The organism is Micromonospora sp. NBC_00617 (assembly GCF_045161355.1).
In the GTDB taxonomy this organism is placed as follows: Bacteria; Actinomycetota; Actinomycetes; order Mycobacteriales; family Micromonosporaceae; genus Micromonospora.
In genome coordinates this window covers 2,786,245-2,808,209 of the sequence record NZ_CP107751.1, presented here as the reverse complement: position 1 = coordinate 2,808,209, position 21,965 = coordinate 2,786,245, and the positions used below count along the sequence as shown (strand labels likewise).

At 74.0% G+C, this 21,965-nt stretch carries 18 protein-coding genes; 6 read left to right on the top strand and 12 right to left on the bottom strand.

The features are described 5' to 3' along the window. Window positions 1–7 precede the first annotated feature (7 nt). Window positions 8–1,384, top strand: coding sequence for an FAD-dependent oxidoreductase (locus OG505_RS12885; protein ID WP_405433434.1), 1,377 nt, complete (start codon window positions 8–10; stop codon window positions 1,382–1,384). A gap of 103 nt (window positions 1,385–1,487) precedes the next feature. On the opposite strand, the gene OG505_RS12880 is transcribed toward OG505_RS12885, so the two are convergent. Beyond that, a complete protein-coding gene (locus OG505_RS12880; RefSeq protein ID WP_357489630.1) occupies window positions 1,488–1,958 on the bottom strand; it encodes a heme-degrading domain-containing protein in 471 nt (156 codons plus the stop codon). Window positions 1,959–1,982: 24 nt separating this feature from the next. Beyond that, window positions 1,983–3,434 (bottom strand): SDR family NAD(P)-dependent oxidoreductase, encoded by a 1,452-nt coding sequence (locus OG505_RS12875; protein WP_405433433.1) that lies wholly within the window; start codon window positions 3,432–3,434, stop codon window positions 1,983–1,985. Between the two features lie 182 nt (window positions 3,435–3,616). Between OG505_RS12875 and OG505_RS12870 the strand changes: the two genes are divergently transcribed. Further along, window positions 3,617–6,796 (top strand): BTAD domain-containing putative transcriptional regulator, encoded by a 3,180-nt coding sequence (locus OG505_RS12870; RefSeq protein WP_405433432.1) that lies wholly within the window; start codon window positions 3,617–3,619, stop codon window positions 6,794–6,796. Between the two features lie 6 nt (window positions 6,797–6,802). On the opposite strand, the gene OG505_RS12865 is transcribed toward OG505_RS12870, so the two are convergent. Together OG505_RS12865 and OG505_RS12860 are read right to left on the bottom strand one after the other, a co-directional pair. After that, the gene (locus tag OG505_RS12865; RefSeq protein WP_405433431.1) at window positions 6,803–7,630 is read right to left on the bottom strand and encodes an ABC transporter permease; all 828 of its coding nucleotides are present in this window, start codon (window positions 7,628–7,630) and stop codon (window positions 6,803–6,805) included. Beyond that, the gene (locus tag OG505_RS12860) at window positions 7,627–8,607 is read right to left on the bottom strand and encodes an ATP-binding cassette domain-containing protein (protein ID WP_405433429.1); all 981 of its coding nucleotides are present in this window, start codon (window positions 8,605–8,607) and stop codon (window positions 7,627–7,629) included. Before OG505_RS12860 ends, OG505_RS12865 begins: the two co-directional genes overlap by 4 nt. Window positions 8,608–8,896: 289 nt before the next feature. On the opposite strand from OG505_RS12860, the gene OG505_RS12855 reads away from it, so the two are divergent. From OG505_RS12855 to pdxY, 3 genes are all read left to right on the top strand, one after another. Next, entirely contained in the window at window positions 8,897–9,841 is a 945-nt protein-coding gene (locus OG505_RS12855) for a hypothetical protein (RefSeq protein ID WP_405433427.1), read from the top strand. Between the two features lie 172 nt (window positions 9,842–10,013). Next, window positions 10,014–10,799 carry a S1 family peptidase gene (locus tag OG505_RS12850; RefSeq protein WP_405433426.1) on the top strand — a complete coding sequence of 262 codons (786 nt, stop codon included), beginning with the start codon at window positions 10,014–10,016 and terminating at the stop codon, window positions 10,797–10,799. 227 nt (window positions 10,800–11,026) lie between these two features. Beyond that, entirely contained in the window at window positions 11,027–11,878 is an 852-nt protein-coding gene (gene pdxY / locus OG505_RS12845; protein ID WP_405433424.1) for a pyridoxal kinase PdxY, read from the top strand. Between the two features lie 96 nt (window positions 11,879–11,974). Here pdxY and OG505_RS12840 read toward each other — a convergent pair whose 3' ends face one another. Further along, window positions 11,975–12,901, bottom strand: a complete 927-nt coding sequence (locus OG505_RS12840) for an acetamidase/formamidase family protein (RefSeq protein WP_405433423.1) — start codon at window positions 12,899–12,901, stop codon at window positions 11,975–11,977. Window positions 12,902–13,028: 127 nt separating this feature from the next. Further along, window positions 13,029–14,102 (bottom strand): hypothetical protein, encoded by a 1,074-nt coding sequence (locus OG505_RS12835; protein WP_405433422.1) that lies wholly within the window; start codon window positions 14,100–14,102, stop codon window positions 13,029–13,031. A 376-nt stretch (window positions 14,103–14,478) separates the two neighbouring features. Between OG505_RS12835 and OG505_RS12830 the strand changes: the two genes are divergently transcribed. Then, window positions 14,479–15,219, top strand: a complete 741-nt coding sequence (locus OG505_RS12830) for a cellulose binding domain-containing protein (RefSeq protein WP_405433421.1) — start codon at window positions 14,479–14,481, stop codon at window positions 15,217–15,219. 42 nt (window positions 15,220–15,261) lie between these two features. On the opposite strand, the gene OG505_RS12825 is transcribed toward OG505_RS12830, so the two are convergent. From OG505_RS12825 to OG505_RS12800, 6 genes are all read right to left on the bottom strand, one after another. Then, a complete protein-coding gene (locus OG505_RS12825; RefSeq protein ID WP_405433419.1) occupies window positions 15,262–15,642 on the bottom strand; it encodes a YccF domain-containing protein in 381 nt (126 codons plus the stop codon). A gap of 45 nt (window positions 15,643–15,687) precedes the next feature. Then, the gene (locus OG505_RS12820; protein WP_405433418.1) at window positions 15,688–16,389 is read right to left on the bottom strand and encodes a cellulose binding domain-containing protein; all 702 of its coding nucleotides are present in this window, start codon (window positions 16,387–16,389) and stop codon (window positions 15,688–15,690) included. A 102-nt stretch (window positions 16,390–16,491) separates the two neighbouring features. Then, on the bottom strand, window positions 16,492–16,872 hold the full coding sequence (locus OG505_RS12815) for a DUF742 domain-containing protein (protein WP_405433417.1): 381 nt from the start codon (window positions 16,870–16,872) through the stop codon (window positions 16,492–16,494). Next, a complete protein-coding gene (locus OG505_RS12810; protein WP_405433416.1) occupies window positions 16,850–17,299 on the bottom strand; it encodes a roadblock/LC7 domain-containing protein in 450 nt (149 codons plus the stop codon). Before OG505_RS12810 ends, OG505_RS12815 begins: the two co-directional genes overlap by 23 nt. Further along, window positions 17,296–19,338 carry a nitrate- and nitrite sensing domain-containing protein gene (locus OG505_RS12805; RefSeq protein WP_405433414.1) on the bottom strand — a complete coding sequence of 681 codons (2,043 nt, stop codon included), beginning with the start codon at window positions 19,336–19,338 and terminating at the stop codon, window positions 17,296–17,298. The genes OG505_RS12810 and OG505_RS12805 overlap by 4 nt, the downstream gene beginning before the upstream one ends. A 43-nt stretch (window positions 19,339–19,381) precedes the next feature. Next, complete coding sequence (locus tag OG505_RS12800) at window positions 19,382–21,961, bottom strand: LuxR C-terminal-related transcriptional regulator (RefSeq protein WP_405433412.1); 2,580 nt, start codon at window positions 21,959–21,961, stop codon at window positions 19,382–19,384. Window positions 21,962–21,965 lie beyond the last annotated feature (4 nt).

The window sequence follows — 21,965 nt, the reverse complement described above, 5'->3', positions numbered from 1 at the left end:
GAGCACGATGTCCCTCTCCCCGGTTCGGGTCTTCGCCGCGTTAAACGCCGTGCGACCCCCCGACCAACCCACCCCGCGCCTGGGTAAGGCGGTGGTGGTCGGCGGCAGTGTCGCCGGCCTCTTGGCCGCCCGGGTCCTGTCCGATCACGCGGAGAGCGTGGTCCTCCTCGACCGGGACGACCCGCAGGTGAGCGGCGCCCGGCCCGGCGTGCCACAGGGGACGCAACTGCACGCGCTGCTGCCCGGCGGCCTGCTCCAGCTTGAGCAACTGTTCCCCGGGTTCCGCCAGCAGGCGCTGGCCCACGGGGCGATCGAGGCGCCGCCCGCCGCCCGGCGCAGCTATCTCGACGGCCGACGGAAGGTGGTCGTACCCGACGACGACGACAGCCTGGCGGGCAGCCGGCCCCTCCTGGAGGGGCTGATCCGTCAGCAGGTGCTCCGACTGCCCAACGTCAAGACGGTCACCGCCCGTGCCACGGGTCTCGTGTTCGAGGGCGACGCGGTCACCGGCGTCCGGTACGAGGTCGATCAGGTGCCCGGCGTCGAGGGCGCTGACCTGGTGGTGGACGCCATGGGGCGGTCCAGCCGGCTCTCCGACTGGCTGGAGCAGGCCGGCTGGGAACGGCCTGCCACCCGTCGGATGGCCGTGCACCTCAACTACGCGACAGCGCTGTTCCGCCGCCCCGAGCAGTCTCCGGAGACGGCCGTCGTCATGGCCCTGCACACGCCGCAGACCATGACGGACGTCGCCGGCGCCGCCTTCTTCGCCATCGAGGACGGCCGGTGGATGGCCATGATGGCCGGCTACGGGAAGGACCGGCCGGGCCGCACCGCCCAGGACTTCGTCCGACGGCTGCGGGAGCAGTTCCCGCCGGAGTTCGCCGAGGTGGCCGGGCAGGAGATGCTCGGCGACGTCCAGACCTACCACCACGCCGACAGCCGCCGGCGGGACTTCCACGCGCTGCGGCGGTTCCCGGCACGACTCGTCAGCGTCGGTGACGCCGTCGCGTCGTTCAACCCGGTGTACGGGCAGGGGATGACGGCGGCGGCCCTGCACGCGGCCTGCCTGTCGGCGTACCTGCGCTCCGACCCGGATCTGAGCGAGCCCGCCCGCCACTTCCTCGCCCTGCAGAAGGTCGTGGTCGATGCCGCCTGGTCGACCTCGACCTCCGCCGACCTGGCGTTGCCGCACGTCGGCGGGCCCTACCCGCGCGGCTACCGGGTCTCCAGCTGGGTCAGCCGGCAGATCCTCACGGCGACCGTCACGGACGTGGCGATCGCCCGGCGGTTCAACGAGGTCGTCTCCCTGCGGGAGCACCCGCTGTCGCTGGCCACACCCGGCGTGCTCCTGGGCGCCCTGCGGGCGAACCGCCGCGCGGGCTGACGGACGCGCGGACGCACCGAGTGCCCGACGACGCCGCCCGCCGGACGCCGCCCGTCGGACGCCGATGTGCGGCGGGCGGGCGACGTCCGGCGGTTGCGTGGGGCTAGCGTGCGTCGCCGCGCAGGATGTCGACGACGAAGCGGTGGTCGTCCAGCTGCGGAAGGCCGGAGACGCCCATCCAGCCCACGACGCCGGTGCCGCGAACGCGCAGCGGCACGGCGCCTCCCGCCGCGGCGTAGCGTGCGGCCGGTAGGCCGAACTTCTCGGTGAGCGTCGTCTGCTTGTCCCGGCAGAGTCGGGCCATGTAGAGCGACGAGTGCTCGAACCGCATCACCACGCGCCCCTTGCGGCGCAGCCACCCGTCGTTGTCCGCCGTCGAGCCGGGCAGGCCACAGTGGAACAACTGCCGCCCGGTCCGCCACACGCCCACGGAGATCGGGAGCCCTCGCTGTGCGGCGGCGGTGACGGCCCGCACGCCCAGCTCGTACGCGTCGGTCTCGGTCAGGCCCGCGAGTTCCAGCTCGGTCTCCTCACGCTGTAGCTCGTCCAGCGTCGGCCACTGGTCAGATGACATGCGTTTCTCCTCGTCGAACGTCGTTCACCAGGCGCAGGGTGCGTAGTCCTTCAGGAAGCAGCCGTACAGGTCCTCGCCCTGCTCGCCGCGGACGATCGGGTCGTACACCCGGGCCGCGCCGTCGACCAGGTCCAGCGGGGCGTGGAATCCCTCGTCGGCCAGCCGCATCTTCGTCGGGTGGGGCCGCTCGTCGGTGATCCAGCCGGTGTCGACGCTGGTCATCAGGATGCCGTCGGTCAGCATCTCCTGGGCGCTGGTGCGGGTCAGCATGTTCAACGCGGCCTTGGCCATGTTGGTGTGCGGGTGCCCGGGGCCCTTGTAGCCGCGGCCGAACTGGCCCTCCATCGCCGAGACGTTCACCACGTACTTGCGGCGGGCCGGCGCGGCGGCCATCGCCGCTCGTAGCCGGCTGACCAGCACGAACGGCGCGGTGACGTTGCACAGCTGCACTTCCAGCAGCTCGACCGGGTCGACCTCCTGCACCCGCTGCACCCAGCTGTTCACCGGGTCGAGATCCGGCACCAGACCGCCGGCGTCGATGGCCGTGGACGCCGCGATCCGCTCCGGCGACGCGGAACCGCTGGTCAAGGCCAACGCGGTGAGCGCGTGCGGGGTGAGCGCGGTCGACTCCGGCCCGGCCGTGAGACCGCCGGCCGGGCCGCCCGGCTTGGCGAACGTGATCAGCTCCGGCAGGGGACCGTCCGGCAGCGCCGCGGCCTCCGCGGCGACGAGCTGGGCGTACGCCCCGGGCGAGCGGCGGACGGTCTGCGCCGCGTTGTTGATCAGGATGTCGAGGGGGCCCTGACTGCTCACCGAGTCGGCCAGGGCGATCACCTGGGCGGGGTCGCGCAGGTCGATTCCGACGATCCGCAGGCGGTGCAGCCAGTCCGCGCTGTCCGGCATCGCGGCGAAGCGGCGAACCGCGTCGTGCGGGAACCGCGTGGTCACCGTCGTGTGCGCGCCGTCGCGCAGCAGCCGCAGCGCGATGTACATGCCGATCTTGGCCCGGCCGCCGGTGAGCAGCGCGCGCCGACCGGTCAGGTCGGTACGGGCGTCGCGGCGCTCCCGGTTCAGGGCGGCGCAGGACGGGCAGAGCTGGTGGTAGAAGGCGTCCACCTCGCGGTAGCGCTGCTTGCAGATGTAGCAGCCGCGCGGGTTGTGCAGGAAACCGGCCGTCGTGCCGGTGGTGGGGGAGGCGAGGGGGATGCCCTGGGTCTCGTCGTCGATCCGGCCGGGAGCGCCGGTGGCCGTGGCCTCCGTCACCGCCCGGTCGGCTGCGAGGATGGCGTCGCGCCGCTCCTCGCGTCGCCGCTGCTTGATCACCTTGTAGAGCTTCGCGGTGGCCCGCTGCACCCGCACCACGTCCGGGTGGTCGGGCGGGAGGGCCTCCAACGCCTCGAAGACGCTGAGACAGGTCTCCAGCCGGTTCCGGTCAATGCCGTCCTGACTGTTTTGGGCAATCTTGTCCACTGCCATGCGTCGTTGTCTCGTCCCGTTTCCTGTGCCGGATTCCGCCGGCCCACCCCAAGTCCGACCCGAAACTGTACGCACCACGCCGTCCTGGACGCATCCCGCGCCGCGCTGCCCACCCGGGTCAGACCCGCACGCCGTCCGACACCCTGCTCGGTGCGGTGGTTGGTGTGGGGGATGCTGGTTCCGTGCAGATCACGATCCTCGGCCCCCTCGCCGTCGACGGCCGGCCGGTCCGAGGCGAGCGGTTGGCGGCGGTGCTGCGCGCACTCGTCGACGCGCGTGGCCGGGGGGTCTCCACCAGCCTGCTCGTGGACACGGTGTGGGACGGGGCGCCGCCCGACGACGCGACCGGCGCGGTGCAGGCGCTCGTGTCCCGCGTACGCCGTCTCGGGCTGACCGTGGTGGCGGTGCCGGGGGGATACCGCCTGCCCGCCGACGAGGTCACCGTCGACGCGGTCGAGGCGCGGGCGCTCCTCGATCACGGGCGTGCCGCCCTGCGGGCCGGCGACGCGCGGGCGGCCCGCGACTCGGCCGACCGGGCCCGTGCCCTGTTCCCCGAGGTACCGGAGATCGTCACCACCGAGGACGCCCGCCTGTTCGCCGACGTCGCCGCGCTGCGCGCCGAGGCGGCGCTCGCCGGCGCGGGGCCGTACGACGAGGCGGACCTGCGTCGGCTCGCCGCCCGGACGCCCCCGGACGAGCCGTCCGCCGCCCTGCTCGTGCGGGTGCTCGCCGCGCAGGGGCGGGAGGCGGAGGCGTTGGAGGTGGTCGAGCGACTCCGTGACGACCTGGCCGAGCGCTACGGCACCGATCCGTCACCGGTGATCACCCAGGTCCATCTGGCGCTGCTGCGCGGCGAGCTCACCGCGCCGGCCGTCGTCGCGCCACCCCGCCCGCCGGCGCGGATCGCCCTGCCTGCCGCGTGGCGCCGGCCGATGACCGCCCTCGTCGGCCGCGAGCGCGACGTCCAGGCCCTGGACGCGGCGCTCGACGAGTCGGCCCTCGTGACGATCGTGGCGGTCGGCGGCGCCGGCAAGACCCGCCTCGCGGCCGAGGTCACGCGGCGCACGGCGGCGGCCGGGCAGGCGGTCCGCGTGGTCGAGCTGGCCGGGCTGCGCTCGCCGGACGAGGTGCTGCCCACGGTGCTCGCGGCGCTCGGTGGCGCGGACACCTCGACGACCGGCGGCAACCTGGGCCTCGAACGGCGGGTGCTCAGCCCCGAGGAGCGGTTGCGGGCGCTCGCGCCGGATCTCGACGGGCTGGTCGTGCTGGACAACTGTGAGCATGTCCTCGACGCGGTGGCGGGCGTCGTCGCCGACCTGCTCGCGGTGACCTCCCCGGAGGTCGCGGTGCTCGCGACGAGTCGTGCGCCGCTGGGCCTGGCCGGCGAGTGGGTGCACCGACTGACCGCCCTGCCGGACGCCGACGCGCTCGGGTTGATCGAGTCCCGGGCGCGGGCCGGCGGCGCGGTGCCGACCTGGGACACCGGGCGGACTCTCGCGCTGTGCAACCGGCTCGACAACCTGCCGCTGGCCCTCGAACTGGCCGCCGCGCGACTGCGGCACATGCCGATCGACGACGTGCTCGCCGGGCTGACCGACCGGTTCGCGCTGCTCGACGACGCGCTGCGGGGCCTGCCGGAACGGCACGCGAGTCTGTGGGCGATGGTCGACTGGAGCCGGGAACTGCTCGCCCCCGACGATCGTGCGCTGCTTGAGCGGGTCGCGGTCATCCCCGCGCCGTTCACCGCGGACCTCGCCGCCGCGGTCGCGCAGACCCCGGACGTACGGCGGAATCTGGCGAGGCTCGTCGAACAGTCCCTGCTGGCCCTGGTCGAGGGGGACGGGCCGCCCCGCTACCGGATGCTGGAGACCGTCCGCGAGTACGGCGAGGCCCGTCTGGACGCCGCCGGTGACCGGGGCGTGGCGATGGCCGGTCTGGTCCGGTGGGCCCGGGACGAGGCGGTCGGGCTCGCCGGCCGCCTCGTGGGCCCCGGCCAGGTCGAGGCGCTCGACCGTTGCGCCGCCGAGCAGGACAACCTGGTCGCGGGCCTGCGGTGGGCGCTGGAGCAGGACGACGAGCCTGCCGTCGTCGACGTCGCCACCGCGCTGCTGCACCTCTGGACGGTGCGCGGCCTGCACCTGGAGGTCCTCGTGTGGGCGCGCGGGCTGCTGAACGTCGACGAGCCGCAGCGGCGTCGGCGCTCGGCGATACTGCGGGGCCGGGCCAGCGGCCGGCCGCTGCCGCAGGGGGACCGACTCGCCTGGACGTGCGTGTTGATCAGCGTGAACAGCGGTATCAGCGCCGACCTGCGGCCCGCCGTGCTGGCTCGACGCGCCCTGCGGACGCTGCTCGCGGAACGGCCCGCCGAGGTGTCCCCGCGGCTGACCGCATTCGCGGTGGCGTTGCCCGGCTTCGACGAGTCCGACCTGGAGCAGAGCATGAAGAGCGCGACCGAGATGGTCGCGCACCCGGACCCGTACGTGCAGGCGCTCGGCCTGATCGCGCGCGCGGCGGTACGGGAGAACGCCGGCCTGCCGGAGGCGTCGATCGACGACGCCGAGCAGGCGTACCACCGCTTCGAGGTCGCGGGCGACCACTGGGGCATGGCGATGGCCGCGGGTGCCGTCGGGCAGTTTCTGCTTCCCGGCAGGGAGGGGCGGTCGGCCGAGTGGCTGGCGCGCAGCGTCCGGCACATGGAGATGATCGGTGCCCAGCAGGACGCACGGTCGATCCGGGTGCGGCTGGACGTGCAGCTCGCCCTGACCGGCGACGCGGACGCGGAACGGCGACTCGGTGAGACGGCGACGCCGGGCCAGGCCGAGCAGATGGACGTCGCGCAGGCGCTTCTCGGCCTGGCGCACCTCGCCTGGCAGCGCGAGCGCTACGACGAGGCGCTGGCCCACGCCGACGAGGTGAACCGCACTCTCGCCGGCTGGACCGGCCCGCCACCGCAGCCGCGCGTGATGCTGCGGGCCTCGGTGGCGGTCCTGTACCTGCGGGTGGCCGACGCTCGGGGGGCGTCGGGCACCGACGCCGCCGCCCAGGCGGCCACGTTGCTGGCGCTCACCCGCGACGACGCGCTGAACTCGAAGGACCTGCCGGTGATCGGGGCGTGGGCGTCGGGCGGCGCGGAACTCGCCGCGTACCGGGACGACATCGCCACCACCCGCGAACTGTCCGCGCTCGCGAAGCGGCTCGGGGCGCACATGGAGCTGTTCTTCCCGAGCGGGCGCAGCGAACGACTCAACGCCGCCCTCGGTGACGAGGAGCAGCGTGAGTCGTTGCTGGCCGCCTGGCGTGCCCGGCCGGTGGCCGCGGCCGTCGCCCGGATCCGCGAGCTGATGGAGGACCTGCTCGTCTAGGCCGGGTCAGATCTTCCTGCGGTACGCGCGCAGCGCCAGCGGCATGAACACCGCCACGAAGCCGGCGCACCAGGCGAGGGTCCACCACACGTGCGCGTCGAGCGGGGTGCCGAGGAACAGTCCGCGTACCGATGCCACCAGGTGGGTCATCGGGTTGACGTTCACGAAGGCCCGCATCCAGCCAGGCAGGGTGTCGGTGCCGACGAACACGTTCGACCCGAAGCTCAGCGGCATGATCAGGGCGAACATCAGGCCCTGCACGGCGCCGGGGGTGCGCACCTTCATCGACACGTAGACCGGCAACCAGCTCAGGCAGAGCGCGAACAGCACCGCGAGCACGCAGCCGGCGATCGCCCGGAACGGGTCGGTGTCGATCCGGAAACCCATCAGGTAACCGATCGCGAGGGTCGAGACCGTGACGATCACGTACCGGACGACGTCGCCCAGGACCGCGCCGACCAGCGGCGCGGAGCGGGGGATCGGCAGCGACCGGAACCGGTCGAAGATGCCCTTGGCGATGTCGGTGTTGAGGTTGACGCCGATCGCGATGGCCCCGGTGGCGATGGTCTGCGCCAGGATTCCGGGCAGCAGGAACTGCAGGTAGTCGTGGGTGGATCCGGCGACCGCGCCGCCGAAGACGTAGACGAAGATGATGAGGAACAGCACCGGTTGCAGCGTGACGTCGATCAGCGCCTCGGGCGTACGCCAGGTCTTGATGAGGCTGCGTTTGGCGAGGGCCAACGAGTGCCGCACGAGCCGGAAGGGTCGCGGCTTCGGGGTGGCCGTCGACAGCGCGGAACTCGCGGTGGGTGGTGCGCCGACCAGGGTGCTCATGCCGCTACCTCCGTACGGTTAGTGGTGTCGTCCTCGGATGCCGTACGCCCGGTGAGGGTGAAGAACACCTCGTCGAGGCTCGGCAGGTGCAGGGAGAGTTCGGTGACGGAGATGCCGGCGGCGGCGAATCGCGCGACGCTCTCGGTCAGGGCCGTGTCGTCGGTGACCGGCACCGCGAGCACGCCCTTGCGGATCTCGTCGGCCTGCCCGCCGGAGCCGACCTCGGTCAGGATCGCCGCGGTCCGCAAGAGCTGCGCCGGGTCCGCGGGCCGGACTTCGAGGGTCTGTCCGCCGACGACCCGCTTGAGCCCCTCGGGCGTGTCGTGCGCGATGACCCGGCCGTGGTCGATCACCGTGATCGCGTCGGCCAGCGCGTCGGCCTCCTCCAGGTACTGGGTGGTGAGCAGCACCGTCGAGCCGTTGGTCACCAGCGATCGGACCACGTCCCACATGTCCTCGCGCTTGGCCGGGTCCAGCCCGGTCGTCGGCTCGTCCAGGAAGATCACGTCCGGCGAGCCGACGAGGCTGGCGGCCAGGTCCAGCCGCCGCCGCATGCCTCCGGAGTAGGTCTTGGCGGGCCGGTTGGCGGCGTCGGTCAGGTCGAACCAGTCCAGCAGTTCGGTGGCCCGCCGCCGGGCGCCGGCGCGGCCCAGCTCCAGCAGCGTCCCGAACAGCTCCAGGTTCTGTCGCCCGGTCAGGTCCTCGTCGACCGAGGCGTACTGGCCGGTGAGGCCGATGCTCTGGCGGACCCGCTCGGCGTCCCGGACGACGTCGAAGCCGCCGATCCGGGCGCTGCCGGCGTCCGGGGTGAGCAGCGTGGAGAGGATGCGCACGGCGGTGGTCTTGCCAGCGCCGTTGGGGCCGAGGACGCCGAGCACGGTCCCCCGGGGCACGGCGAGGTCCACGCCCTGCAGCGCCCTCGTCTTCCCGAATGTCTTGACGAGGCCCTCGGCCTCGATCACCAGGTCGGTTGTCATGCTCCAGAGCGTGCGCCGGTCGCCTGACACCGCGCCGACACCGCGCCGACACCGCACCGACACCCCCGCCGACACGGGCTGACAGGTCGCGGCTGTCGGGACGGCGACCGGCGGCCGGGTCGCGATATGCTCGCGGTGGCAGAGCGCCTGCCCGCGCCCGATGTGGTGGCCCACGCACGACCACATGCTCGGGGCCAAGAGTCGCCGACTCCGCGCCGTCGTGTCGACCCTCGGTGTGTCAGTCACGCCGCCCGTTCGGTGAAGTGCGTGGGGCTGCACCGGAGGCGCCATGTCCGAACACCACCACTCCCGCCGCACCCCGACCCCGGGGCGTGCCCGCAAGCGCGCCATCCGGGAGCAGGCCGCCCGCGCCGGCGTCACCTACTCGGTGGCCGCCCGGCACCTTGAGTCGCTCGGTCTGCGGCCCGGCGAGACCCTCGCCACGTACGGTCGGACGATCTATCCGACCGGCGGCGACAGCCACCGACAGCTGCTCGTCGAACGCCGTGAGCGGCGCTCGTTCGAGGATCGGGTGGCGGATTCGCGACGGGCCGCGGCCCTGCCGAGCGGTCGGGCCCGTCACCTCGTCGACCGTTTCCCGCCCGGTCGGGGGCGCGCGGGCTCCGGGGTGGGCACGCTCTACCACGGCGAAGGTCGCGAGGAACTGCTCGCGATGCTCTACCTCGTGGTCGCGGCCGAGTCGCCGGGGCTGCTGCCCGACGTCGGCGACCTGGTCTGGATCGCGGAGCTGGGCGAGGACACCGCCCTCGACACGGCCTGCGCCGAGGTCGACCGCGAGGCCCGGCGCCTGCTCGACCGGGAGCCGGTGCTGCTCTGGTCGATCATCGAAAGGGCTGTGGTGACAGCCGAGCGCGGCCCGGACTGGCCGGTCCGCGAGGAGGCGACCCGGCTGGCGGCGTTCCTGCGCGCGACGATGACCCCACGGGTGGGGCCGGGGGGCGAGCCGTACGTGGCCGAGTTGCCGATCAGCGGCGTCCGGCAGATCCTCGACGCGCTGCTCATCGTGGCCGACGACGGACATGCTCCCGGCACCCGCGTACGCCTGCTCCACCCGTCGAACGACACGGGGACGGCCACGATAGTCGGCGCCCACTGGGGTCCGTCCGGTCCGCCGGTGGGCTATCTCGTCTGGGTCGACGGCGCGAAGGCGCCGCTGGCGGCAGGCGCCGACGAACTTGTCGTCCTGGCTGGCCAGGAGTCCGTCCCACGGTGAGCCCGGGCGCCGGCCGCCCACGCGGCGTCGGCGGCGGCCCGGACTCCGCCCCATAACGCGGGGATACGACCCAGCGGGGATGACCCAGAACATCCATGAATCTCAATATGATGATCGCTATCTCGAATCGAGGTGCGCTCACGAGGCGTGCCGTCTGGATGCGGAGGAATGCATGGTTCGCTGGCGTACCCTCACCGGCCTGGTGGCCGCCGCGCTGGCTGCGGCCAGCCTCACCCTCGCGGCGCCCGCTGCCGCGGCCGACACCCCCGTCACGCCGAACGTCGTCGGCGGCACCCCCGCCGCGCAGGGTGAGTTCCCGTTCATGGTGCGGCTCTCGATGGGGTGCGGCGGGGCCCTCTACAGCTCCCGACTGGTGCTCACCGCGGCGCACTGCGTGGGCTCGACCGGCACCAACACCAGCATCACCGCGACGCTCGGGACGGTCGACCTCCAGTCGTCCAGCCGGATCACCGTCCGGTCCAACTACGTCTACCGCGCTCCCGGCTACAACGGCGCCGGGAAGGACTGGGCGCTGATCCGCCTGGCCACCCCGGTGACCGGGTTGAGCACGTTGAAGATCGCCACCACGACCGCGTACGACAGCGGCACCTTCACCATCGCCGGCTGGGGCGCCGCGCGCGAGGGCGGCAGCCAGCAGCGGTACCTGCTCAAGGCCACCGTGCCGTTCGTCAGCGACTCCACCTGCAACTCCAACTACGGCGGCGACCTGATCCCCGCCGAGGAGATCTGCGCCGGCTACGCCAGCGGCGGTACGGACACCTGCCAGGGCGACTCGGGTGGCCCGATGTTCCGCCGTGACGCCACCAACGCGTGGATCCAGGTCGGCATCGTCAGCTGGGGCAACGGCTGCGCCCGACCCAACTACCCGGGCGTCTACACCCAGGTGAGCTACTTCGCCTCGTCGATCGCCTCGGCTGCGGCGAGCCTCGGCGGCTGACGGCCCACTGGCGAACGACCTCGGGCGGCGCGGACGACCACGGTCCGGGCCGCCCGAGGGCGTGGTCCACGGGCGGGGCCGCACGCCCGACGGCGCGGGGGCGGCGCCGGCTCGCGGGTCGGCCGCGGCGCGGTCCGTCCGGCGAGTGCCGGGTGGCCGGAGTGGGCCAGCCGACAGATCCGGCGGGCCGCGCGTTGCGCGTCGTCGGAGGCGGCCATGATGGGTCGGTGCAGATCCTGTCCATCCAGTCGTCGGTCGCCTACGGCCATGTCGGCAACTCGGCCGCCGTCTTTCCCCTCCAGCGACTCGGGCACGAGGTCTGGCCCGTCCTGACGGTCCACTTCTCCAACCACACCGGGTACGGCGCGTGGCGCGGGCCGCTGCTGGCCGCGGCCGACGTGGCCGAGGTGATCGCGGGCATCGCCGACCGGGGGGTCCTCGGTGGCGCCGACGCGGTGCTGTCCGGCTACCAGGGCGATCCGGCGATGGGCACCGTGATCCTGGACGCGGTGGCCCAGGTGAAGGCCGCCAACCCGGCCGCGGTGTACTGCTGTGACCCGGTGATGGGCGACATCGGTCGGGGCATGTTCGTCCGACCCGGTATTCCGGAGTACCTGCGCGACACCGTCGTGCCGCGCGCCGACATCATCACGCCGAACCACTTCGAGTTGGACTTCCTCGCCGGCCGCACGACGTCCACGCTGGCGGAGGTGCTGGAGGCCGTCGACGTCGTCCGTGCCACCGGGCCGAGGCACGTCCTGGTCACCAGCGTGCTGCACGGCGACGTGCCGGCGGGCGCGCTGGAGGTGGTGGCGGTCTCCGACGATGGCGCCTGGGCGGTGACCACGCCGCTGCTGCCGATCAATCCGAACGGCGGGGGCGACGTCACCGCGGCGCTGTACCTGGCTCACCTGTGGACCTCCGGCTCACCCGCGACCGCGTTGGAGCGCACCATCTCCTCCGTCTTCGCCGTCCTTGAGGCGACCCTCGCGGCGGGCACCCGGGAGATCCAGTTGGTCGCGGCACAGGACGCGATCGCCGAGCCGCCGGCGAGGTTCACCGCCCGCAGCCTGCGCTGACAGCATCCGCCGCCGCGAGGCGGCGCTGGCGGTCCGCCCCGCCGCCGAGGCGCGGCCGTCCGCCCCACCGCCGCGCGGGCGGTCCGTTGTGGCGGCTCAGCGCAGCGCGTCGTCGCGCAGCACCGCGTGCGCGCCGACGGTCTGGTTGACGATCTGAGTCACCCGCACGTCGACGACGACGCTGGCCAGCGCCACCGCGTCCGGTCGGCTGAGGCCGTGCAGCCGTTGCAGCAGGGCCAGCATCCCATCGAGGGCCATGAACGTCGCGTCGTCGAGGGAAGCGCCCACGCCCAGCGTGAGCCAGGCGTCGGCGGTACGGGCCACCGGGCCGGTGACCGGGAGGTCGTCGCGGACGTCAAAGGTCAGCGTCACCTCGTCCATCGGGCACTCGATCGCCGTACCGCCGACCTCGCCGTCGCCCTGCGCGGCGTGCCCGTCGCCCACCGAGAACAGCGCCCCGTCGACCGGGATCGGCAGCAGCAGGGTGCTGCCAGCGGTCAGGTCCTTGCAGTCCAGATTGCCGCCGCACGGGCGAGGCGGAATTGTCGAGTGCGTCCCCGGCTCGGCGGGCGGCATGCCGAGCACCCCCATGAACGGGCGCAGCGCCACCGTGTGGCCGTGCTGGTTGCGGCCGGTCAACGCCACCGGGTCCAGCTCCCAGGCGTGCACCACGCCGTCGGCCTCGACGCCGTAGCGCTTGTTGAACCCGCTCGGCCACCCGCCGGCCACAGTCGTTCCCCACGTCGCCGGGATGATCGCGTCGATGCGTACCGCGAGGGTCTGGCCGGCCCGCGAGCCGCGGACCGCGACCGGCCCGGTCAGCGCATGCCCGTGGTCGGGCCGGTGCTGCGGGGCCCGGGGCCGGTCCCGGTTCGGCCCGCCGGGGTACGGGCCGGCCGACCACCAGCAGTCCAGGGTGCGGTAGGTGACGGTGTCGCCGGGGTCGATGGTGAGGGCCGGGGGAAGGTCGGGGGAGAAGTGACCGTGCAGGGTCTCGTCGCCGGGTGCGAGGGTGTGTCGCATCCGCGCAGGCTACGTGCTGGCGCGGCGCGGCGCGACCGCTCCGGGTCGGCCGACCGCGCCCGGCGGCGGCTCGTGAGCCGGTGCGCGGCCGGTCCGAACCGGGCCGGCCGCGCACCTGAGCCGTTGGTCAGTCGACGATCGGCGCTGCCGTCCTGGCCGCCTCGGCCAGCGCCGCGGCGGCACCGGCGTACGGGTTGTAGCTGTAGCTGCGCGCCAGCGGAGCCGGGACCGTGAAGTATTCGGTGGACAGCTTCGCCGGGTCGCTGGCCAGCTCGCCGCGGGCGGGTACGTCGTTGCCGTCGTCCCAGCCCCAGGGGGCGTTCGCGGAGTTCGCCGAGCAGCTCCAGGTGCCCGAGCCGCAGTCGCCGGAGGTGTCGCCGGCGAACGTGCCCAGGCTGGCGAACAGGTTCGCGTTGGTCCGCTGCGCCCACAGACCCCCGGCGGCGAAGATGTCGACGAGCCGGTACCGCACGTCGCGGTCGTCGCCGCTGCTCGGCGTCTCGGCCACTGTGGACGGGTAGTAGACCAGGCCGTCGCCGTTGATGGCGTACTGCGGATATGCCTTCAGGCCGTGCCCCTGCGCCTCCTGCGCGGTCACCGGGTGCGTGAAGGAGTCGTGCGGTGAGGTCTGGAACCGCAGGGTCCCGTCGACGCTCTCCCGGCCGCTGGTCCAGGTGCTGCCGGCCGGCGTGTACGAGTAGAAGTCGCTGTGCGCCACCGTGACCGCGCCGCGCAGGACGCCGTACGGGGAGCCGTCGCGCTCGACCGCGAAGAGAACTCCCTCGCCGTCGTTCTCGTGTTCGGTCTCGAAGAACGGGTGATCGGTCCAGTCCCGAGGGTGAAAGAACAGGTACGTGATGTACCAGTGGGTGCTCGTCTCCACGACGGAGTAGTACACGTGCGCCGCGAGCGAGGTGCCGGACTGGCCGGCACGGTCCCAGTTGTTGCGCCCGTTCAGGTCGCCGTCGAAGTCCACGGCGGTGAGATAGTCGGCCCTGCCGCCCAGGGCGTGGGCGCCGGTGGCGTCGACGTCCTGGTAGTGCACGGGCGCCCAGCGTAGGGCCAGCTCGGCCCGGCTGACGGCGGCGGTGGCGGGTGCCGGCGCGGCGAGCGGGGCGACGGTCAGCGCCGCCGCGGCGGCCGTCGCGGTCAGTGCCCTCGCCACCCGGGTTCGCCGGTTCGTGCTGTTTCTGTCGCGCATGGTGTGCTCCCGCGTCGAATTGACAGGTCACGATGGATGGTCGTCGGCGCAGGGGTCCGGCACGTGTCCCTGCGGCGAGGAGCGGGCAGCCGCTTCTCGACGGGCTCGCGTCCGACGGGCCGCCGCCGCCCACCGGTTGGCGTGCTTGTAGTGACGCTTGTCGAATGCCATGCTGTGGTTCGGTCGCGCTCGGGAGCCAGCGCGCCCGTTCTTCTTTCGGACGCGGGGACGCGCGAGGTGGCCACCCCACCCGCGCCGGGCAGTCCTCGTCAGCGGCCGCATGCCGATCGCCGTCGGGCGGCCGCCGCACGTCCGGCCCCCTACGGTCGGTCGTCCATCCTCGACCGCGACGGCGACGGTCTCCCCGGAGGTACCGATGCTCCGCATCTTCCTGGCAGTCACGACGATGGCGCTGACCGGCTGGGCCGGCACGACCGGCTCCGCCGAGGCCGCGCCGGCGCCGGCCGTCACGCCCACACCCACCCTGTCGCCGTCACCGACCCCGACCTGCCCGCCGGCCCTACCGCTCGGCGTCTCGGTGACCGCGGTGACCACCACGAGCGTGACGTTGTCGTACTCGATCCTGTTCCGCCCGCCCTGCGGTTACGACCCGCCGATGACCGTCAGCCTCTTCGCCAGCCGGGAGGACGCCCAACAATGGCAGGCGCCGGTGGCCCAGGCCGTCACCGGGCCCGAGCGCAACGGGACCGTCACCATCGACCAGCTGACGCCCGACACCGAGTACTGGTACCGGTTCAGCGACGCCGAGGGTCGGCGGGACCCGTACCTGATCGGGCCGGCCCGGACCGCCCCGCTGGTGGCGTGCCGGGCGACGGCCACCATCGACTCGCGCTGGGGCACCGGCTTCGTCGCCACGGTGACGGTGCGCAGCACCGGGACGCAGGCGCTGGACGGGTGGCGCGTCTCCTGGCGGTGGACCGGCGACGAGCGCATCCAGACGGTCTGGCGCGGGGTCGCCGAGACGGCCGGTGCCGACGTCACGGTCCGCAACGCCCCCTACAACGGGACGCTCGCGCCGGGCGGCGCGACGACGTTCGGCCTGCTCGTGACCACCAGCGCGGTCCCCGACGGGCTGACGCTGGCCTGCGGTCGCTGACCGGTGCCCCGGCCGTGGCCCGCGCCCGTCAGGGTTTGCGGGTCACGGCGCGTCCACGACCTCCCGGCCCAGCGGCCAGAACGCGGCCGGGACGAGTTTGAAGTTGGCGATGCCGAAGGGGATTCCGATGATCGTGACGCAGAGCGCGATGCCCGCGAGGATGTGGGACAGAGCGAGCCACCAGCCCGCCAGCACCACCCACAGCACGTTCGCCAGCCCGGAGCCGACGCCCGCGCCCGGCTTGGGCACCAGGGTGCGACCGAAGGGCCACATCGAGTAGACGGCGAGGCGCAACGAGGCGACGCCGAACGGGATGGTGATGACCAGGACGAAGCAGACCAGCGCGGCGAAGCCGTAGCCGACCGCCAGCACGAGGCCACCACCGAAGACGAGCCACAGGACGTTCAGGACGAAGCGAATCACCCCTTCAGCATGAGCGACGCGCGCCACCGGCGGGCCGGCGGGCTGTCAGTCCGGCAGCCCGCCGCAGGCGATCCCGTCGATCGTGCACGCCGTGGGCGTCGCGCCGACCGCCGCGCCGTTGACCCGGAACGTCACACGGACCGAGGCGCTGCCCGGCACCTGCCCGGCGCTCCCGTCCGGCACGAACGTCCACACCGCACCGTCCTGTGTAGCCCGCGCGCCCTGGACCGCGCTGACGTGCAGCGACTCCCGGGGCAGCGTGATGGCCAGCGTCCACTGCGCCACCGGAGCCGGCCCGGGATTGCTGACCGTCACGGCGGCGCCGTAGCTGAGCAGGGCCCTCTCCTCGATGGCGAAGTCGGCGCCGAGAGCGGCCGGGGTGGGCGACGCCGACGAGGGGGTCGCGGCCGGCGCGCTGGTCGGCGGCTCGACGGGCGGCGGGGCCGCGCTGTCCGACGGCGACGCGGACGTGGGCGGGCTGCTGGCCGCCGGCTGCGCCTGCCCCCGGGGCGTACCGGGCTCGGGGCTGCCCAACTGGTCCACCGACGGGGGTGGATCGAGGGTCACCGGCGCCAACTGCTCCGGCGTGCGTACCACGCCGATGATGGAGACCACCGTCGCCACCACCACACCGAGCGCCGCGAGCACGGCGATCCAGGTGGCCCGTGACACATCGCCCCGGCCGGTGCCCACCCGCCGTACGGCTGCGGCGGCGGCCACGATCCGGTCCAGCAGAATGATCGCCACAGTACGCCGTGGCTGCGGCGGTGTTGCCGGCACTGCCTCTCCCCTTCACTTCATCCCCGGACGCCAACCCGCAACCCCTGGGTCGCGGTGGCACCCGACCCGTCACAGGGCGCGCAACCCGACAAGTATCGACTCGAGCAGCTCCTGCGACGGCAGCTCCGACAGCGTCGGTGGTTCGTGCGTCTCGACCAGACCCGCTCCGAGCAGGTCACCGAGGAGGACCCGGACGGTGCCCAGGGGCAGATCCAGCTCGGCGCTGACCTCGGCCACCGACACTGGATGGTGACACAGCTCGACGATTCGCGCCTGTTCGGGAAAGAGTGCCGTGGCCGGTGTGGCCGACCGCCGCGCGACGACCAGCGAGATCAGGTCGAAGCGGCCCCGCTCGGGCGCGGTGCGCCCACCGGTCATCGTGTACGGACGGGCCACCGGGCCGGCGTCGTCGTCGTACCACGCCTCGTCAGTGGAGCCGGCGCTGCGCACCAGAGTCCCCGCTTCTCGCCGCGGAGGCGGGGCCCAGGGTGATCGGCAGATGCCGTTCGGCCTGCCCCACGAAGAGCGCGACCTCGTACGCCATGTCACCCACCTCGGTCTCGTCGCCGGCGATCCGGACGGTGAGGATCGTCCCGTTTCCGATGGTGGCGACGAACAGGAACGCCCGCGACATCTGCACGACGATCTGGCGCAGCCCGCCCGCGTCGCAGGTCCGGGTGGCGGCCAGCCCCAACGCCAGCAGGCCGGCGACCACGCCGGAGATCTGTTCGGCCAGCTTCGCCTCCACCCGTCGGGAACCGCCCAGCGGGAGCCCGTCCGGGGAGAGCACCACGGCGAACTCCGCCCCGCGTACCCGGTCGACCAGGCGGTCCAGCGCGCCGGTCAGGCTGTCCGCGGTGACCACTGCATGCGTCATCGATCTCTCCTCGTTGCTCTCATGACCGGCAGCTCGACGGTGTCGGGGCCGGCGCTGCCGGGTTCGGGCCCGATCGGCCCGGATGCGGGCCCGGCGGCCCGGGACTGGCGGATCCGCATCGGCAACTGGCCGGCACCGCCCGCCCTGCCCGCGTCGTCCGCCCTGCCCGCGTCGTCCGCCCTGCCCGCGTCGGGCGCGTCCGGCCCGCTGCGACCCGGCCGGTGCGCGGGCCCGGGGACCGCCACGGCAGGTCCGCCGGTCACCGTGACCAGTTCCGCCGGCAGGAGCACGATCGCGGCCGTCCCGCCGCGCCGACTGGGCCGCAACGTGACGCGGGCACCGCAGCGGGCGGCCAGCAGGGCGACGGTGTGCAACCCCGTGGCGTCGGCGGGCGGGTGGGTCGGCGGGTTCGTGAGCAGGTGGTTGGCCTCGCTCAGCGCGGTCTCGTCGAGGCCGGGACCGTCGTCGACCACCACCACCGCGCAGCCGTGCGGTCGGTGCTCACCAGCGATCCGGACGGTGGTGTCCGTGCCCGAGTAGGTCAGGGCGTTCTCGATCAGCTCGGCCAGCAGGTGCACGACGTCCGTGACGGCGGGCCCGGCGAGCGACCACGGCCAGTGCGGCGCGACCAGGACGCGATGGTATTCCGGCACCTCGGCGACCGCGCCGCGCGTGACGTCGAGCAGGGGGACCGGGCGTCGCCAGCGGCGGGCCGGGGTCGCGCCGGCGAGGATGATCACCTTCTCGACGTTGCGGCGGATCCGGGTGGTGAGGTGGTCGAGCTGGAACAGCTCGTCGGCCTCCTCGACGCTGCGCTCCCGCCGCTGCATCGCGTCCAGCAGGTCGAGCTGATCGCGCAACAGGACCTGGTTGCGCTGGGTGACCCGCAACAACAGCTCCCCGGCGCGACGGTCCTCGACCGGCCCGCCGCCGGCCTGACCGCTGCCGGTCTGGCCGGCGGGCGGCTGGTCGTCGGCGGGTGGTGCCGGCACTGGCTCGGGCCAGCTCGGGCCAATGCCCCAGCGGGCCCGCTCGTCGGTCAGCCGGCGCACGGTGGCGGCCCAGCCGAGCAGCACCGCCAGCACGGCGATCAGCCCGAGCCCCACCACCGCGCCGGTCCGCCCGACGATCGCCGCGGCGCCCGGCGTGGCCCGTTCGACGCTCCCGCGGGCGGTGGTCGTCACCAGCTCGTGCAGAGCGCCGAGCGCGGCGTCCGCCGTGGCCCGCCAGTCCGCCGCGCTGATTCCGCGCAACGCGTCGGCCCGGTCCGTCCGCAGCAGCGCGTCCTCCACCGCGAGCAGGCCCGCGAACTCCGGGGCCGCCGCGAGACGTTGGTGCGCGCCCCGGCCGCCGGCCGGCAGGCCGGCCGCCGCCTCGGCGCGGGCGTACCGCTGGGTGGTCACCAGCTCGACCAGCCGGCGCCGCTCCTCGGCGCTGATCCGACCGCTCAGGACGGCGGCGCTGACCAGGGTGTCCTCCCGGGCGAGCAGCTCGCGGGCGCGGGCCAGCGCGATCACCGCGCGGGTCTCGACCGCCAATCTGCTCTCGTACGCGCCCCACTCCGGTCCGTACACGTCGAAGGCGGCGTCGACGAGCTGGTCGTACCCGTCGATCGCCCCGGTGCGGTCCAGGTACCCGACGTCCACCTGGGACCGGACGGCGCCCAGCCCGTTCAACCGCCGCACGAGCGCCTCGGCCCGGTCGCGCACCGCTGCGGCGCTGAGCAGGCGCAGATCACGGCCGGCCGGAAACGCCCGGACGTCCGCCGCCGCCCGGTCGGTCACCTCGCGGGCCCCGGCCAGCGCGGTCCGCGCCGGCGCCGACCCGGCCAGCGACTCGGCGGTCACCCGGCGTTCGGTCTGCAGGCTGAGGATCAGTCGGTCGATGGGCTGGCCCAGGGTGTCGGCCAAGGTCCGTACCCGCAGCAGGTCGACCGCGTCCTGACCGGTCAGGTAGGCCGCGTACGACCAGAGCGTGAGCAGCACCGCCGCCGCGGCGACGAACCGGACCCGCAGTCGCCGATAGTGGGTGTGCGTCACGTCGCGCTCCGCTCGGTTCGCGGTGACCCGTGGCGCGTCCGGCTCATCGCGCCGACCGCTGCGGCCAGGGCTGCCCGGCGGCGTCGCTGGCCCGGTCGGCGACGACGGTCCGCAGCAGGGCCAGCAGTTCGGCACGGTTCGCGCAGTTCAGCCGGTTGCGCATGCGGGCCACGTGGTGCTCCACGGTCTTCGCCGAGATGAAGAGCCGATCACCGATCTCCCGGTAGGTCAGCCCCGCCAGCACCAGCTCGGCCACCTCGTACTCCCGGTCGCTGAGCCCCTGCTGGGTGGGGGCGGCGATGGCGCCGGCCGCCGGGGTGGCACTCTCGCCGGCGGTCGGTCGCGGCCCGCCGGTGGCGGCGGTCGGCCGGCCCTGGAGCACGCGGGCGCATTCCAGCAGGCTGGTCATCGCCCGCCGGTCGGAGGTGCGGATCGCGGCCTGCCCGGCGAGGCGCGCGCCGTCCCAGCACAGTCCGCTGTCGTGCAGGCCACGGGCTGCGGCCTCCACCCGCACCGGGTCGACCACGCCCCGCAGCACCTCGACCCAGCTCTCGGCGGCCGCGGCGACCACGGCGGCGTAGCGGCTGTGGTCGGCGGCGGCCAGCAGGGCGGTGACGTGGTCGTCGGCGGCCGTCGGCTCGCCGCTCAGGATCGCCGCGTGCAACCCGCTCCAGTGCAGCGGGACGCTCCACAGTGCCGGGGCGCCGAGCCGGTCGAGCAGCGCGCGACCCTCCCGCAGGTACGGCGCCAACCGGGCCGCGTCGCCCAACCGTGCGCCCGCGATGGCCAGCTCACCCAGCGGCAGCAGCGTGAACAGGTCGACGGGATGGCGGACCACCGCCTCCAGGGACTGGCCCCACCCCCGCTTGAGCGCCCCGAGGTCGCTGGTGCGCCGGCCGATGCCCATCCGCAGCGCGGCGGCGAAGAGCAGGTCACGGGACTCCAACGGCCGTTCGTCGGCGGTCACCGTGGCGAGGCGTTCGGCGGCGGCGAGCGTCTGACCCCGGACCATCAGGATCCAGGCCTGCAACAGCCGGTGTCGGCGGGCCATCAGCGGACCGCCGACTCCGGCGGCCTGCGCCCGGTGCAGCACCTGCTCGGCGATGTCCAGCTCGCCGGAGTGCACGGCGGTCAGGGCGGCCAGCGCCGCGGGACTGTCCGGCAGGAGCGCCGCCCGGCCGTCCGGCTCCAGCAGCGCGGCGGCCTGTACGAGCGCGGAGAGCGCGGCGCTCGGCGTGCCGGTGACGCTCTCGCGTACGCCCTGGGCCATCAGCCGGGCGGCGCTGGCGTGCAGTGTGGGCGGTTCGCCGGCCGACTCGTTCACCGGCGGCCCGGCCGCGGTCAGGTCGCCGGTGGCGAGCCCGCCGACGGCAGCGTACGCCAGCGACGAAGCGGTGCCCGACCACCGGTACAGCTCGACGCTGCGGCCGGTGTGGCCGCGGTGCGCCAGAGCGGTGGCGGCCACCACGGCCGCCTCGGCGCGGTCCGTCGGATCGGTCGCGGCCAGCAGCCGGTCCGCCAGGCGCAGCGCGTCGTCGAGGTTGCCGGCGAGCGCGGCGGCGAGAGCCTGCCGGGCGCTCGTCGGGTGCCCGGCCGCGGTGGCGGCGGCGAACAGGTCGGCGGCGAAGGCCGGCTCGTCGGCCAGCGCCTCCTGCGCCGCAGCGGCCAGCGTCGGGGCCGGGCAGTCGCCGAGCACGCCCACCGCGAGCAGCGAGCGCACCAGCGGCAGCACCGGGCCGCCCCGGGCGAGCTGCAACTCGGTGAGGCGACGCCAGACCGCGCTGCGTTCGGTGGCCGGGCTGAGTGTGGTGACGGCCCGCCGGACGATCGGCGTGAGCCGGCCGTCGGCGCCGATCAGCCCGGCGGCCCGGGTCGTGGCGATCAGCTCGTCGACCGCCTCCGGCTCCTGGTCGAGCAGCGGGCCGAGCATGGTCACCGGCAGCGGTACGCCGGCAGCGACCGCGAGCAGCAACCGTCGTACGGCGGTGGGCTGGATCTCCAGCTCCGGGGCGAATTCGAGGACGACGGACCGAGGCGGTTCGGCCGGGGCGCTGATCAGGCCCGGGACCGCGCGCAGGCCACGGGTCAGCCGCTCGACGTCGCGGGGGACACCACCGGTCTGCGTGTGCACGTGGTCGACCAGGTCGCCGCGGTGGGCCAGCTCGGGTGCCGCGGCGGCGAGGTGGGCCGCGGTCTGCTCCCGTCCGTACGGGCCGAGCAGCACGGCCTGGCCTTCGCGGCGCAGCGCGTCGGTCAGCTCGGAGAGGGACGCCGACCGGGGCCAGGGCCGGTGGGCGACGACCAGTCGGTGCCGACGGGTGGCGACCAGGCCCAGCAGTACGCCGATCCGCTCGTCGTCGAGCAGGTGCGCGTCGTCGACCAGCAGCAGCAGCTCGGCCGGGTCGACGGGATCGCCCGGCTCCGGCACGCCCGTCCGTACGGTGACTTCGGCCCGTTGCCCGATGCGCGTCAGTTCGGCGAGCAGCGTGGTCTTGCCGTGGCCGGCGGGGCCGGTCAGGCCGACCAGGAACGGGCCGGTCGGATCGTCGGCGACCCGGTCCAGCAGAGCCTTGGGTGCTCTGCCGAGCACCAGTCGGGACTCGACGACGTCATTCATGATCATTGTG

Bases quoted from the DNA above. Each gene is read 5' to 3' on its own strand.
- OG505_RS12885 (WP_405433434.1), top strand. From the start codon at position 8: ATGTCCCTCTCCCCGGTTCGGGTCTTCGCCGCGTTAAACGCCGTGCGA.
- OG505_RS12880 (WP_357489630.1), bottom strand. From the start codon at position 1,958: ATGTCATCTGACCAGTGGCCGACGCTGGACGAGCTACAGCGTGAGGAG.
- OG505_RS12875 (WP_405433433.1), bottom strand. From the start codon at position 3,434: ATGGCAGTGGACAAGATTGCCCAAAACAGTCAGGACGGCATTGACCGG.
- OG505_RS12865 (WP_405433431.1), bottom strand. From the start codon at position 7,630: ATGAGCACCCTGGTCGGCGCACCACCCACCGCGAGTTCCGCGCTGTCG.
- OG505_RS12860 (WP_405433429.1), bottom strand. From the start codon at position 8,607: ATGACAACCGACCTGGTGATCGAGGCCGAGGGCCTCGTCAAGACATTC.
- OG505_RS12855 (WP_405433427.1), top strand. From the start codon at position 8,897: ATGTCCGAACACCACCACTCCCGCCGCACCCCGACCCCGGGGCGTGCC.
- OG505_RS12850 (WP_405433426.1), top strand. From the start codon at position 10,014: ATGGTTCGCTGGCGTACCCTCACCGGCCTGGTGGCCGCCGCGCTGGCT.
- OG505_RS12840 (WP_405433423.1), bottom strand. From the start codon at position 12,901: ATGCGACACACCCTCGCACCCGGCGACGAGACCCTGCACGGTCACTTC.
- OG505_RS12835 (WP_405433422.1), bottom strand. From the start codon at position 14,102: ATGCGCGACAGAAACAGCACGAACCGGCGAACCCGGGTGGCGAGGGCA.
- OG505_RS12830 (WP_405433421.1), top strand. From the start codon at position 14,479: ATGCTCCGCATCTTCCTGGCAGTCACGACGATGGCGCTGACCGGCTGG.
- OG505_RS12810 (WP_405433416.1), bottom strand. From the start codon at position 17,299: ATGACGCATGCAGTGGTCACCGCGGACAGCCTGACCGGCGCGCTGGAC.
- OG505_RS12800 (WP_405433412.1), bottom strand. From the start codon at position 21,961: ATGATCATGAATGACGTCGTCGAGTCCCGACTGGTGCTCGGCAGAGCA.